Raw genomic sequence first — 12,236 nt, 5'->3', positions numbered from 1 at the left:
CATGCCCAGTCTTGGCGAACTGCTCCACAGCGGTCTTCGGCTCCATCAAGCCGGCAATCTCCGGGAGGCCATGGCCCTTTATCGGGAGGTGCTCGCCGTGCGGCCGGAACAGCCGGATGCCTTGCACCTACTCGGCGTGGCTCTCTATCAGACTGGCCAACTACCGCAGTCGTTGGAGCATCTTCGCAAGGCACTCCAGCTTCAGCCGGCCAACCCGGCCTACGCCAATAGCCTGGGCGTGGCGCTATTGGGGGCCGGTCGTACCGACGAGGCAGCCAGGTATTTCCGCCGGGCCTCGAAGCTGAAGCCGGACTATGCGGACGCGTACTCGAACCTGGGAAACGCCCAGTTCGAGCAGGGCCTTTACGTCGAGGCGGTCACAAGCTGCCGGCAGGCGTTGGCAATCCAACCCGATCACGCCGACGCCCTCTACAACCTGGGCAACTCCTTGGCCGCGCAGGGACATCTCGATGGTCGCGAGAGCGTGTTCAATTTCCCACAGTAGTGTTATGCTGACCAGCTGAGTATACACATGCGGAATGTGGAATCAGTAGCCAAGATAGTCGGACGTTGGGATCCAGCTGACGTGGCGTTCATTCGTTCGCTTAAGTACGAAGGTAAAGGACTAGGAAAGGGTGCCGAATTGCGGCTTGAGTGCATCCTGGAGCGCCGGGACATCGCTCGCCACGGCTGGCCTTCGGAGACCAACCCGCGATTCAAGGTTGACCTGCGTTTTGCGGACGTATCCGATCTCAGCATCAAACAATTCGGCGACGGGGATACTCAGATCACGGGCTTCGACATTGCCGATCTGTCCGATCGCGGTTGGGACCGAGTCAAGTACGAGGTTCAAGACTACGAGAACAGCCGTATACACTTCTTTTGTGCCGACATCGAAGTCATGGACGTAGCATCGATTTGACTGTCTCCCGTGCGGTACTCCTATGTCACACGGTATGGCGGCTAAGAGGTCGACGTCGACGTTCCCGCGTTGCAACGTGGGACGGGTACTTTTGTGCGCCCTGTTGGCCGGGTGCTGCTTCTGGCTGGGACTCGGCAAAGAGCCGCCATCGTATCGAGTAAACCGCGCTGCTGCAAGCGCGATCTCGCTGCCCGCACCCCAGACGCGCCCCATTGAGGCGGTCCGCGTCGGCCAGCGGGTCATCGCCCGCAATCCGGAGCTTGGCGAAGCGGAGCGGTCCACCGCGACGGCGGTCGATCCGGCCACGTGGCGCAAGCTGCGCCTGGTGGCCGACAACCGCTGGGAAGACGGTACGGTCGATCCCATCGAGGTGGAAACTCTTCAGCCGCCGGAGTGGGTCGCAAAGCACGGGGCCCACGTCGGCGCCCTGGTGCCTATCCCGCTGGACCTGGTCGAAATGGGCCTGCCCGAAGGCCTGCACGCTCGGGTGATGGCCAACGACCCCTGCCCTTCTATCGAACCCGGTCCGGGCAAGGTCGTGCTCACCACCGTCAACCACCTCAACCGGGACGTGTGGGAGGTGACGCTCACCGACGATCAGGGCCGCAGCGAGCGAGTGCGCCCCACTGGGCTGCACAAGTTCTACAGCCAATCGCGCGGGGAGTGGGTTTCGACCCGCGACCTCCGGCCATGCGAGCAACTGAGCGGCCTGCGCCGCCCGCTCACGGTCACCCGGGTTCAGCGTATCCCCGGCGTCCACCGCGTGTACAATATGACCGTCGAGGGGGAGCATGTCTACCACGTCTCCACCTTGGCGGTCGTGGCGCATAATTTGAATTGCGCCGAACGCGCGGACGCAGCGGCGCGGCGACACGGTGGGATAAGATTGGAGGAAAAGGGGCACTACCGATTCCCGAGTAGGAGAGCCGCACGGCAAGCCGCGTCCGAAATCGCGGGAAACATGGGAAGAAACGTCGAGCCCATCCATCTAAAGGACTTCCGGGGTGTGCCACCCCAAATGAAGAATTCCATGCGCGTGATCGGACGATCTTCCAAGGACGGCAGCGTTTGGTGGCGCGACGATTTCCTAGGGCATCCACGGTTTGGTGCCGGCCCTCATATTAACGTCCACGTCGACGGGATCGACTTCCACCTGTGGTACTGAGGTAGACAATGAAGGCGTACTGGTTCTATACATGTGAGCTTGGGCATAGATGGACGTTGTTTCGCGAGGAGGACGCCGCTGAAGCCCCAAGTGACGCCATTTGCCCACAGGGTCACGAAGCTGTTACACTTCAGAAACAACGCTTGCTGGACATGGTGCAGGTTGCCATTCGTCCGGCTGCCCGTGTCGTCGATCAGAGAACCGGCCGCATAGATCATGAGTACGAGTATTACCTCGTCGTAACCGACCTTCACAACAATGTTGAACGCATGTCCCGGAAACCGCTCAGTTGGAGCGATGCCAAGGCGGCCCTCGACCGATTTCGTGTCCGACCAGACAAGCCTGGAACGGTAACCGCCGAGCGCGCGTGGGAGATCATGGATGTGCTCGACGCGGAACCGACACGTGGGGCTGAAGGCTTGCGGTAGACATTGATAGACGCGGGGGGTGCAAGCTCGCTGGTGCGGTCTGGATGAATAGGTTTGGTCAGGTCACGGCAAGCCAACAGTCCCGCAGACGGTTAGTTTGAAGGTAAACCAGATGAACGGCAGCGCGAAGAGTTCCCATTCGGACCAGGATCTGGCAGCGACGAAGAGGCGGTCACGTTTGCTGGGGTTCGTCGGCGCAATGCTGGTGCTGGCCGTCGGTCTGCAATTCGTCGCGAAACCGCCCAAGCCGGAGCATAGGGAGCTGCTGGTCTTCGACCTGGGCCTCATTTTCATCGGTTGCGGGCTGATCGGCGCCTCGTGGACGCGGCGCCGCTGGATCGGAGCGGCCTGCGGCCTGGCCGTGGGCCTGGCTATCGGCGGAGCGGCCCTGTTGAAGGCCGGTCGCGAGGCGACCGACCGGAAAGAGGGAAGCAGGCCGACCGCGTCGGAGATGGAAGGAGAGGCAATCGTCGAAGGCATCCTCCGCCTGGACGAAATGCACTTGGAGCAGCTCGCGAGCGTTCGCGATCCTGCGACCGCCCAGCGAGCCGGCGAGCGGATTTCTGAGCTGACGAAGTTGCGAGCCGACGCTAGACAGCTCTGGGAAGACTACTGCCGGGGTGCGTCGCCCGATCTGGTGAAGCGTGTCGCAGCGAAGCACGAAAGCAAGTGGCAGCAACTGGACGAGCGGTTTCGCCGTGAGCGCACTCGGATCGAAGCAATTCCGTCGGTGCGGGGCGCGGCGTCCGTGCTGTGCAACCATGAAAGGACGGTCCCGTGAGCCGGCTGCGGCGATGGATCGGGTCGCCGGTTTGATTGAGTCGCTGCTCCAAGGGTGAGGTGGCAACCTGCCGCATCGCCATGCGAAGGTGACAGGCTGCCGGGGGCACCCTCTGCGCTCGCGCTTTGAGTAAACCAACCGGTCGGGGTCACGGCGGCCCGAAATAAGCGCTTGCGGGTTTACAGCCTCGGCGTTCTCTGGTTGGTAACCCGCTAGCGCCTGGTTCGCAGCCGTCCGATTCGTGTTGCACCTGCCGAACCGGACGCGAAATCCATAACCCTTTGTCATAACGGCAGTTGCGCCATCGACTATCGCGCGAGTGGTTACGAAGAGCGTTCTACTCGGGGAGCTTCTTCATTTTCTACCAAACCGCCGACCGGCCAGTTGACGCCCGTGCCCCGGATTGAGGGGTCGCGGGCGTTTCGCTTTAACCCGCTTTTCTGCAAGGATTTGCGTCGATTAGCCCGGCGGCTGGGCGCTCTCGATTTCGGGAGAGTTCTATCCGGGGTCGAAGGCAACCCCATAGGTTTGCCATCGCGGCCCGAACCTTCGGCCTCGAACTCTCTGACTCTCTGGTGAACAGGCTCGTCGAGTTAACAGCCCGGCTTGCTGGCGGGGGCCGGCCGTCAGTCGTCTGCATCGAGCGCCACCCACCTTCGGGCGGTCATCTGCTCCTCGGCGAGATACCAGTCCCGCAAATCGTCCCAGAGCGGCTTGCCACGCTGCTCCCAAAGCCGATACGCCAACTTCTGCGTTCGGTCGAACAGCTTGTCGTTGGGAAGCGGCGTTAGGACAAAGTACCGATACGTCCACTCGGCAACCCGAACCTCCTTCGCTTTCCACGTGAGGGCTTTTGGGGCGGTGATGTCCGGACGATTGCACGCCCAAGTCATCAAGTCGCGGATCGAGGCAAAACCGCCTTGGCGGAAGTACTCCCCCAGCGAAGGCCAATCTACGGCGCACATCGAATCGGCAAAGTCGACGGGTATCGGCAGGGGCCATCGCAGGAGAATTAGGCCAAACACCGCGGGCATTCCCTGGCGCTCCCACTGAAACTTCTGGGCCAGGACGCTCGGATTCGTTTGAAAGCTGTTCACGTAATCAAGGACGCGGCTCTTCCATTTCTCCATCTCCTTCATGTCGTTATGAACATCGGCGGGACCGAACGGGGGTGTCGCGTACTTGACATCGACGACGAGGACCGTTTGGTGGGCTTCGGAGACCAGGACTATATCCGGGGTAAACTCCCGACCGTCCGACAGACGAAAAGAGGACTTCGTTGCGATCTGAAACGTGTTGGGAACCGCCGCACGGATTTCCCTGGCCATCGATTCCACTCCGGCAGCCTCGACGTGGTTGATCGTCCCAGCATAGACTGCCCTGCCTTGCCTGTCCTTGTTGAGCGCCCCAATGTACATGCGCGGCAAATCGAGCAGCAGAAGCATCCTGGGCAGAAAAAAGACCTGTCCATCGACGGAATTCACGAACGGCTGCTGGGCCAGCGTGACATGAGGATGCGTGGGATCGAACGTGAGCACCGACAGGATCGCGTCGACGCTTTGCCGCGCCACTCCCGAAAGCTCAACGAGCCAGTTGATCACTTGATCTCGCTGCCGTGCCACAACGCATGGGCGCAGCACGACGCCATGTACCGGCTGATCGTCGCTGACATCCTCGAGCTTGGTCACAAAAAGCGAGTGGACGTACAAGGTGGCCAGTACCCGGCGCAGCTCGCCTACCGTGCATCCCTTGAGGTTGGTTGCAGCATTGAGTTCCGGCAGGCACGTCTTCTCCATCCATGACATCGCAACATCAATCGCTCCGCTCCGACCGATCGTTGCGTCATCGAACCGTAGTCCTTGACTGGACAACCTGACAGACTCACACCAAGTTCTCCCAAGCTCAGCAAGCTTCGAGTCCGGACGAGCGGAGGCACGCCGTTGGTCGTCTGCCTTCTTGGCCTCAATCTGCGTGACAAAGAAACGAGGATTTACATCCCGCTGGGGCAGGAACGTGATCACCCTGCTTCGTTCGTCAGCCTCGGCAACCGCGAGACCACGCGAGTAGGCAGAGTGCTCGTTCCAGATCGGGTCGTAGGCCACGCCCCACCGCAGGAGTTCGAGGGCTTCGCAGGCAAGCACATCTGGCGCAGCCGAAGGAACGACAACTCTCGAAGGGCAGCATTTCCTGATCCACCGCAGGCAATGCCCCAACCCGCGGAGTCCTTCGTTCGCCGTCTGAGACTTGGCGTCGTCGCTCGGCTTCGGAATCTTGCCCTTCCGAAGATCGCGGAGAATCTGCGCATAGCACCGGAGGAGAGCGCCGACTGCAACATTCTCATGTCGAGCAAGGAGCCCACATTGCCGATGGTGCTGGTCGAGCACCTCTTGCTCAATTCGGCGAAGGAGCTGGTCGGCCACGCCTGCACGCATGGGATACCCCTAGTTGCCATGAACGGTAGTGACCCATCCGCCCCAAGCGCGCTGACTCAAAGGCAACCAAGTCCACGAGGCGCGCGGGACGAAAACAATCCTCTAGGGACATTTTACCGACACCTCGAACCGGCGTCCGGTAGGTTAACAGCATAGGGCCGCGCGACCGGCCCTTGCCGTCGCCTTCACCGGTCCACAAGCGTCGCCCCCAGGGAGCCGGGCAGGCCTCATCTTCTTCTGGAGCATCCCAATGTTCGACTGCGCCCGGAGTGCGCGCCTGTCGCCCGACGAACGTTCGGGCGATATAGCCGCCATTCTCGCCGCTGGGCTACTGCGGCTCGACCGACGGGCCGCCCTGCCCGCCGGGGAATCTTCCGAGAACCCTCCGAAAACATCGCCCGAGGGCCTTGAGCTTTCGGGCCGAACGAGGCTCAGTGGGCGTGTCGGTTGACGGTATCCGAGACCCGTACCAGGAGCCGAAAGCATGAATCTAAACGTCGAGAAAGAGCTGGCCGCACTGCGGCGTATGTCAGTCGGCGAGCTGCGCGTGCGCTACGTCGAGGTGTTCGGCGAGCCGACCCGCAGCCGGCACAAGCAGTGGCTCATCAAGCGCATCCTCTGGCGCATGCAGGCCTTGGCCGAGGGCGACCTGTCGGAGCGGGCCCGGCGCCGGGCCGAGGAACTGGCCAACGACGCGAACTTGCGCCTGCGGCCGCCTCGGACGCCTGCCGCGTCCCAAACGCAGGCCGTCCCAGCCGCGGCGGGCCGCGACTCGCGGCTCCCGCCGCCGGGCACTATCCTCACCCGTCCCTACAAGGGCGAGACGCTCCAGGTCAAGGTGCTGCCCCAGGGATTCGAGTACGAAGGCCAGGTCCACAAGTCGCTTTCGGCCGTGGCCAAGGCGATCACCGGCAGCCACTGTAACGGCTACCTCTTCTTCCGACTGGGCGGAAAGAGGCGTGACCGATGACACGCAACCGCAACCATAGCTCCTCCTGCACCCCGCCGGCCATCCGCTGCGCTATCTACACCCGCAAGTCCACTGATGAGGGCCTGGACCAGGAGTTCAACTCGCTCGATGCCCAGCGCGAGGCGGCCGAGGCCTTCATCCGCAGCCAAGCGGGCGAAGGCTGGATTGTGCTTCCGGATCGCTACGACGACGGCGGATTCACCGGCGGCAACATGGACCGGCCGGCCCTCAAGCGCCTGCTTTACGACATCGAGGCGGGCCGGGTCGATTGCGTGGTGGTCTACAAGGTGGACCGGCTCAGCCGCAGCCTCTTGGACTTCGCCCGGATGATGGAAACCTTCGAGCGCAAGGGCGTGTCGTTCGTCTCCGTCACCCAGCAGTTCAACACGGCCACGTCGATGGGCCGGCTGGTGCTCAACGTGCTCTTGTCCTTCGCCCAGTTCGAGCGGGAGATCATCTCCGAGCGCACTCGGGACAAGATCGCCGCCACGCGCCGCAAGGGCCGGTGGTGCGGCGGCCGACCGATCCTCGGCTACGACCTGGACCCCCAGGGGGCGAAGCTGCTGGTCAACCCGCACGAGGCAGCCCAGGTCCGGGCCATCTTCCAACTGTATCTCGACTACGAGCGGCTGATGCCCGTTATCGAGGAACTGCGTCGCCGCGGCTGGCGCAACAAGCGTTGGACCACGCGCAAGGGCGTCGAGCGCGGGGGCAGGGAGTTCGAGAAAAACAGCCTGTGGCACCTGCTCACCAACGTGACATACCTCGGCAAGGTCCGGTACAAGGACGAAATCCACGACGGCCAGCACGAGGCCATCGTGGACGCCGACGTGTGGCAGCGTGTCCAATCCCTCTTGGCGCGAAACGGCCGGATGGGCGGGCCCGTGGTCCGGAACAAGTTCGGGGCTCTGCTGAAGGGCCTGCTGCACTGCGCGGCCTGCGGCTGCGCGATGGTCCACACGCATACCTCGCGGAACCGCATCAAGCGGTATCGCTATTACGTCTGCGGCGCCGCCCAGAAGCGCGGGCGGGCTACCTGCCCGACCGGGTCGATCCCCGCGGGCCAGATCGAGCAGTTCGTCGTCGAGCAGATCAAGTGCATCGGAGGCGACCCCGGACTGGTGGCGGCGACGGTCCGGCAGCTCCAAGCCCAGGCGGCGCGAAAGACGGAGGAGTTGCCCGCCGAGGCAGCACGGCTCCAGCGCGAGATTGGCGAGTACGATCTCCAGTTGCACCGGATCGTCATGCAACCGGGCACGGACGTGGACGGCGAGAAGACCACGGCGCGGCTGGCCGACCTTCAGGAGCGGATCGCGGCGGCCCAGCGGCGGCTTGTCGAGGTCCGCGACCAGATCGAACGGCTGCGGCGCGGCACGATCGACCCCGCCGAGGTCGCCCGGGCGCTGGCCGAGTTCGATCCGCTCTGGGAGTCGCTCACTTCGCACGAGCAAGGCCGGCTGCTGCATCTGCTCATCGAGCGGATCGACTACGACGGGCGCGAAGGAGTGATCTCGATCACGTTCCACCCCACCGGCATCAAGACGCTGTTGGACCGGCAAGCAGAGGGAGACGCCGCATGAGCGAGGGCATCACGTTCCGCGCCAGAGTCCACTTCCGCCGCGGGGCCAGGGGTCGCAAGCAACTCTGCCCGGGCGAGAACCCGGCCGCGGCGGCACCTTCCGGCCGCGTGCCCCGCGTTGCGCGGCTTATGGCCTTGGCGATCCGCTTCGACGGGCTCGTGCGCCGCGGCGAGGTGGCGGACCAGGCCGAGTTGGCCCGGCTGGGGCATGTCACTCGGGCCCGGGTCACCCAGATCATGAACCTCTTGGGCCTGGCCCCGGATATCCAGGAGGAGCTGCTGTTTCTGCCCCCCGTGGAGCGCGGCCGCGACCCGCTGGTGCTGCGCGACCTGCTCGTGATCGCCGCCGAGCCGGATTGGCAGCGCCAGCGGCGGAGGTGGCGTTTGCAGGCAACGCGCTAACATATTGCCTGGCAGAGAGATGCGATTTTGACCTCCGGCCTCTTGCATTTCGGCCACTGTCTTGTTAGTGTACATTTGCTCACTATCAAGCAGTCGGCCGAAGGGCGACTTGCGTGTCGGCGGCCCTCCGGCTGACTGGTGCCCATTATTGACCCTCTTTGGGTAGGAGGTCGACGATGGCTACGTTTCGTCTGAGGTACTTTTCGCGTCCCGACACTCTCCGCAGCATCGCCCCGTCCCGACTGCTCGAGCTGCTGGACCCGTATCGCGAGGCCCTGGCCGCTGCCGGATGTGCCTTGCCGGCAGTCGCGCGGGAAGAGCTTGTGCCCTATCAGCGTCTTGGCGAACTGCTGGCGGCTACAAGCGAGGCGATTCCGGCGGAACTGCTTGATGTCCTGTATCTGGTCGACGAGATGGCCACGCCGGAAGGGGCCGACGCGCTGCTGGAAGCGGCATTCGAGGAGAATCTGCTCCTGGATGCCGACCAGGAGCAGACGCCGGCGGACGTGGCAGTGCAGGTATGGCTGCGGCGCCCCGAGCTGCTGGAGCGGAAACATGCCGAACGGATGACCCTTCGGCCGCGGACATTCGAGTACTACCAGACCGCCTGGGAGACGCCGCCGGTGTTCAGCGGCCTATCCACGTCGGCCAAGGAGCGTCTCGAACACGACCTGGACGATTGGCTGGAGCGGAGACGGCGCGGGAGGGGCGCGCGAGTGTTCGTCTTTCCGGACGAGCACGAGGTACGGTTCCTGGTTCGCCGCGGCGAGCCCTTCCGGCGCGAGGAGAGCCTCTCGGAGAAGGGCGTTCGCGGCATCTGCTATCGCCCGGTGCGATACGATGTGGTGATCTTCGACCGGCGGCTGGGCGAGCTGAGGATCAACGCCCGGTTGGCCAGCGAGAAGCGACTCTACGCGCGGCTTTTCGGCAAGCACCTGTTCGCGGACGAGGGGTGTTTTCCCGGAGGATTGAAGTACACGCTGGAGCCGCTGCGGCACGTGGGGGCGGAGGGCCTGACCTGCTTCGACATCGAGGGACTCCAGTGGATCAGGCTCGTGGAAGTCGAGGTGCTCTTCGGCGGGGCCTACCACGCCCGGGAATGCCGCAAGGCCGACGACGTGCTGGCCGACCTGGCCCAGCGCGGTCGAACGCTCCCCCAGAGCGGTCGCCTGCTGAAGGCGGTCTTCCGGGTCAAGTTCGCCGACGGGCGGACTCCGCGCTCGGTGACGATCCGCCCATCGAATGTCGCCCAGTACACGCGCGACGCGGACGCGGCGATGGTCGAACGATGGCTCCAGTCGCGGGGATACATCGTCGCGGAGGAGGCTGCCGAGCATGAGACCTTTTCCGAGGTTCTGGCGAGCGCTTGAGGACACGGCCGGGGCGGCTGCCTGGGCCGAATGGAAATACCGGCTCGGCGACGACCTCCCCAGCGCGCTGCCCATGCTTTCACCGGCGGATCGGTTCGTCGAGTCGCTGTCCGACTGGGCCGCCCCCTGCCGCTGGTATCGCGTCGTGCAGCACGGCCCGGGGGACTTCGTGGGCGTGCCGGAAGATGGAGGGCCAGCGCTTACGCTTCGCCGCGAAGACGTTCTGGTCCATCGCATCGACCATCGCAAGTTGGGCCGGCGGCTCGCCGAAGCCTTCGCCCTGGAGTTTCGACTCGCGCCACTTGCGCCGCCAAGATGCGCATGGCGCATCGGCATGGGCAAGGCGACCGGCGGCACACCCATCGACTTCAGCCTGTTGGTTCCAACGGAGGAGGGCGACCTTGAGCAGGCCATTGCGTGGCACGCGGCGGGGCGCTCGCCTTACGTGCTCTTGCTGCCGACGCGCCGTCGTGTGACGCCCGAGGCCGAGCGGCTCATTCGGCAGTCTTCGGGCCATCTGGTCGTGCTGGCCGAGGCGATCGTTTCGGATGGGGGCAAGCGGTGGACGGCAGCCGCCGAGGCGCAGGTGGCCGTCAAGCGTCATCTTGAGACAGCGGCCAACTGTCCGGACGAGCCGCTTTCGGAAAGGGCCCAGCTCGTGCTGGCCGCCATGCTGGAACTGGATGCCGTGGACTCGGACCGCCGACGCTCGGTCGAAGAGATCGCCCCACGGGCCCTGGGGCCGCAGGCGGACGCGAATGCCCTGAAGCTGGTGCTGGCCGAACTTCGGGCCAAAGGGATGACCCGGTCCAAGACCGGCCGTGGCGGAGGATTCTGGCTGACGGACAAGGGTCAGAGACGCGCCGAGCGGCTTGCGGAAACTCGGTAACCGTTTCGACACCGTTTGCGCACCGATTTCCGGCCGACGTGGGCGGATACTTCGCTCGTTGAGGATCGCCGCTGTGGCGATCCGTCTGTCGAGCAGAAGGAGAAGCCCTATGTCCACCTCCGTCACTGTACCGGATGGGGCGCGCAAGAGCGTCGGCCCGCCCCGTACATACGACCTGTCCCCGACCTGCCGCAGCCTGCTGGAACTCATCCGCCGGGTGAACTTCGGACGCATCGAGGCCCTGGCGGTTCGCGGTGGCGAGCCGGTCCTCGATCCGCCGCCGCGGGTCGTCCGCGCGGTCCGGCTTGCCCAGATTGGGCCCATGAGCTCCGAACCCGCCAGCACCCAATACCCTTTGAAGCGCGAGCAGATCGCGCTGGTCGAGACGCTGGCGGCCATCGGCACGGGCGTGATCGAGACGATCAAGGTCCACGACGGCCTGCCGGTGGCCTTGGAAATCCACGAACAGGTGTAACGGTTCTCTCTTCGTAACCACATTCGATTCCGGACAACCGACCGACCGCACGAGCGGAGGCGTTGTGGGAGTCGCCAACCGATGGCGCCCACGCACGTTTCCGCTCGTGCTGCTTTCCTGCCTAAGGCTTGGCGACGGCCTCGACGCCCTTCTCGGCGGTCCGAGAAGGAGTTGCCAATGGCTACCAAGCACAGCCTCGATTGCTTCGACCAGTTCACCATCCGTTTCATTCGCAGCAAGGTCCGCCAGCTCATCGGCCGGGCCGGGTTCACCGAGGCGGACCGTCAGGACCTGATTCAGGAGTTCGTCCTCGACCTGCTCGAGCGCCGCAAGCACTTCGACCCCCGCTCCGGAACCTGGGAGGCCTTCGTGGTCGTGGTGTGCGAGAACTGTCTGGCCACGATCCTCAAGCGTCGGCAGGCCGAGATGCGCTCGCCCGAGCGCGAGGAGGGGTCGCTCGACCGTCCCATCCAGGACGGGGAGGGCAGCCGCACGGAGTTCGGCGAAACCCTTCCCGACACCCAGCAGGGCAAGCGGACCGGCCACTGGCCGCGATCCGCCCAAGAGACCTCCGAGCTGGTCCAGGACGTTGCCACCGTGCTCCGGCCGCTGCCCGACCACCTGCGGGATATCTGCCGGCGCCTGATGGCCGGCCAGTCGAAGGCGTCGATCGCCCGGGAGCTGGGCATGTCGCGGGCCGCCCTGTACGGGCTGCTTGGGGACATCCGCGAGCGCTTCGAGCGGGCGGACTTGCGGGATTATTTGGCGTGATTTGCGACAGTTCGGCCGGCCGGCCGGTAGGTCTACTAGTAGAGGCCGCGCC

13 protein-coding genes are annotated in these 12,236 nt (G+C 64.4%); 12 read left to right on the top strand and 1 reads right to left on the bottom strand.

Annotated features, from left to right (window positions below; translation table 11 throughout):
* The first annotated feature begins 1 nt into the window (after position 1).
* The 5 genes from ACYQ6J_RS18505 (at position 2) to ACYQ6J_RS18485 (ending at position 3,296) form a co-directional block, all read left to right on the top strand.
* On the top strand, positions 2 to 505 hold the full coding sequence (locus ACYQ6J_RS18505; RefSeq protein ID WP_460185707.1) for a tetratricopeptide repeat protein: 504 nt from the start codon (positions 2 to 4) through the stop codon (positions 503 to 505).
* Positions 506 to 586: 81 nt separating this feature from the next.
* A complete protein-coding gene (locus tag ACYQ6J_RS18500; RefSeq protein WP_460185706.1) occupies positions 587 to 922 on the top strand; it encodes a hypothetical protein in 336 nt (111 codons plus the stop codon).
* 76 nt (positions 923 to 998) lie between these two features.
* Complete coding sequence (locus ACYQ6J_RS18495) at positions 999 to 2,087, top strand: polymorphic toxin-type HINT domain-containing protein (protein ID WP_460185705.1); 1,089 nt, start codon at positions 999 to 1,001, stop codon at positions 2,085 to 2,087.
* Between the two features lie 8 nt (positions 2,088 to 2,095).
* A complete protein-coding gene (locus ACYQ6J_RS18490) occupies positions 2,096 to 2,515 on the top strand; it encodes a hypothetical protein (RefSeq protein ID WP_460185704.1) in 420 nt (139 codons plus the stop codon).
* Positions 2,516 to 2,627: 112 nt separating this feature from the next.
* A complete protein-coding gene (locus ACYQ6J_RS18485) occupies positions 2,628 to 3,296 on the top strand; it encodes a hypothetical protein (protein WP_460185703.1) in 669 nt (222 codons plus the stop codon).
* A gap of 626 nt (positions 3,297 to 3,922) precedes the next feature.
* Here ACYQ6J_RS18485 and ACYQ6J_RS18480 read toward each other — a convergent pair.
* Positions 3,923 to 5,092 carry a DUF2934 domain-containing protein gene (locus tag ACYQ6J_RS18480; RefSeq protein WP_460185702.1) on the bottom strand — a complete coding sequence of 390 codons (1,170 nt, stop codon included), beginning with the start codon at positions 5,090 to 5,092 and terminating at the stop codon, positions 3,923 to 3,925.
* 1,120 nt (positions 5,093 to 6,212) lie between these two features.
* On the opposite strand from ACYQ6J_RS18480, the gene ACYQ6J_RS18475 reads away from it, so the two are divergent.
* The 7 genes from ACYQ6J_RS18475 (at position 6,213) to ACYQ6J_RS18445 (ending at position 12,184) form a co-directional block, all read left to right on the top strand.
* Entirely contained in the window at positions 6,213 to 6,698 is a 486-nt protein-coding gene (locus ACYQ6J_RS18475; protein WP_460185701.1) for a DUF2924 domain-containing protein, read from the top strand.
* Complete coding sequence (locus ACYQ6J_RS18470) at positions 6,695 to 8,278, top strand: recombinase family protein (protein WP_460185700.1); 1,584 nt, start codon at positions 6,695 to 6,697, stop codon at positions 8,276 to 8,278. The genes ACYQ6J_RS18475 and ACYQ6J_RS18470 overlap by 4 nt, the downstream gene beginning before the upstream one ends.
* On the top strand, positions 8,275 to 8,679 hold the full coding sequence (locus tag ACYQ6J_RS18465; protein ID WP_460185699.1) for a hypothetical protein: 405 nt from the start codon (positions 8,275 to 8,277) through the stop codon (positions 8,677 to 8,679). Before ACYQ6J_RS18470 ends, ACYQ6J_RS18465 begins: the two co-directional genes overlap by 4 nt.
* A 176-nt stretch (positions 8,680 to 8,855) precedes the next feature.
* Entirely contained in the window at positions 8,856 to 10,049 is a 1,194-nt protein-coding gene (locus ACYQ6J_RS18460; RefSeq protein WP_460185698.1) for a hypothetical protein, read from the top strand.
* A complete protein-coding gene (locus tag ACYQ6J_RS18455) occupies positions 10,015 to 10,938 on the top strand; it encodes a hypothetical protein (RefSeq protein ID WP_460185697.1) in 924 nt (307 codons plus the stop codon). Before ACYQ6J_RS18460 ends, ACYQ6J_RS18455 begins: the two co-directional genes overlap by 35 nt.
* A gap of 109 nt (positions 10,939 to 11,047) precedes the next feature.
* Positions 11,048 to 11,413: a hypothetical protein gene (locus ACYQ6J_RS18450; protein WP_460185696.1), complete on the top strand. Its 366-nt coding sequence runs from the start codon at positions 11,048 to 11,050 to the stop codon at positions 11,411 to 11,413.
* 177 nt (positions 11,414 to 11,590) lie between these two features.
* On the top strand, positions 11,591 to 12,184 hold the full coding sequence (locus ACYQ6J_RS18445; RefSeq protein ID WP_460185695.1) for a sigma-70 family RNA polymerase sigma factor: 594 nt from the start codon (positions 11,591 to 11,593) through the stop codon (positions 12,182 to 12,184).
* Positions 12,185 to 12,236: the final 52 nt, after the last annotated feature.

It is taken from the genome of Thermopirellula anaerolimosa (genome assembly GCF_054657335.1).
The sequence above is the reverse complement of the archived record's forward strand: the minus strand, read 5'-3'. Positions and strand labels throughout refer to the sequence as shown.

Coding starts and splice junctions, on each gene's coding strand:
- ACYQ6J_RS18505 (WP_460185707.1), top strand. CDS start 2: ATGCCCAGTCTTGGCGAACTGCTCCACAGCGGTCTTCGGCTCCATCAA.
- ACYQ6J_RS18490 (WP_460185704.1), top strand. CDS start 2,096: ATGAAGGCGTACTGGTTCTATACATGTGAGCTTGGGCATAGATGGACG.
- ACYQ6J_RS18485 (WP_460185703.1), top strand. CDS start 2,628: ATGAACGGCAGCGCGAAGAGTTCCCATTCGGACCAGGATCTGGCAGCG.
- ACYQ6J_RS18480 (WP_460185702.1), bottom strand. CDS start 5,092: ATGGAGAAGACGTGCCTGCCGGAACTCAATGCTGCAACCAACCTCAAG.
- ACYQ6J_RS18475 (WP_460185701.1), top strand. CDS start 6,213: ATGAATCTAAACGTCGAGAAAGAGCTGGCCGCACTGCGGCGTATGTCA.
- ACYQ6J_RS18470 (WP_460185700.1), top strand. CDS start 6,695: ATGACACGCAACCGCAACCATAGCTCCTCCTGCACCCCGCCGGCCATC.
- ACYQ6J_RS18465 (WP_460185699.1), top strand. CDS start 8,275: ATGAGCGAGGGCATCACGTTCCGCGCCAGAGTCCACTTCCGCCGCGGG.
- ACYQ6J_RS18460 (WP_460185698.1), top strand. CDS start 8,856: ATGGCTACGTTTCGTCTGAGGTACTTTTCGCGTCCCGACACTCTCCGC.
- ACYQ6J_RS18455 (WP_460185697.1), top strand. CDS start 10,015: ATGAGACCTTTTCCGAGGTTCTGGCGAGCGCTTGAGGACACGGCCGGG.
- ACYQ6J_RS18450 (WP_460185696.1), top strand. CDS start 11,048: ATGTCCACCTCCGTCACTGTACCGGATGGGGCGCGCAAGAGCGTCGGC.
- ACYQ6J_RS18445 (WP_460185695.1), top strand. CDS start 11,591: ATGGCTACCAAGCACAGCCTCGATTGCTTCGACCAGTTCACCATCCGT.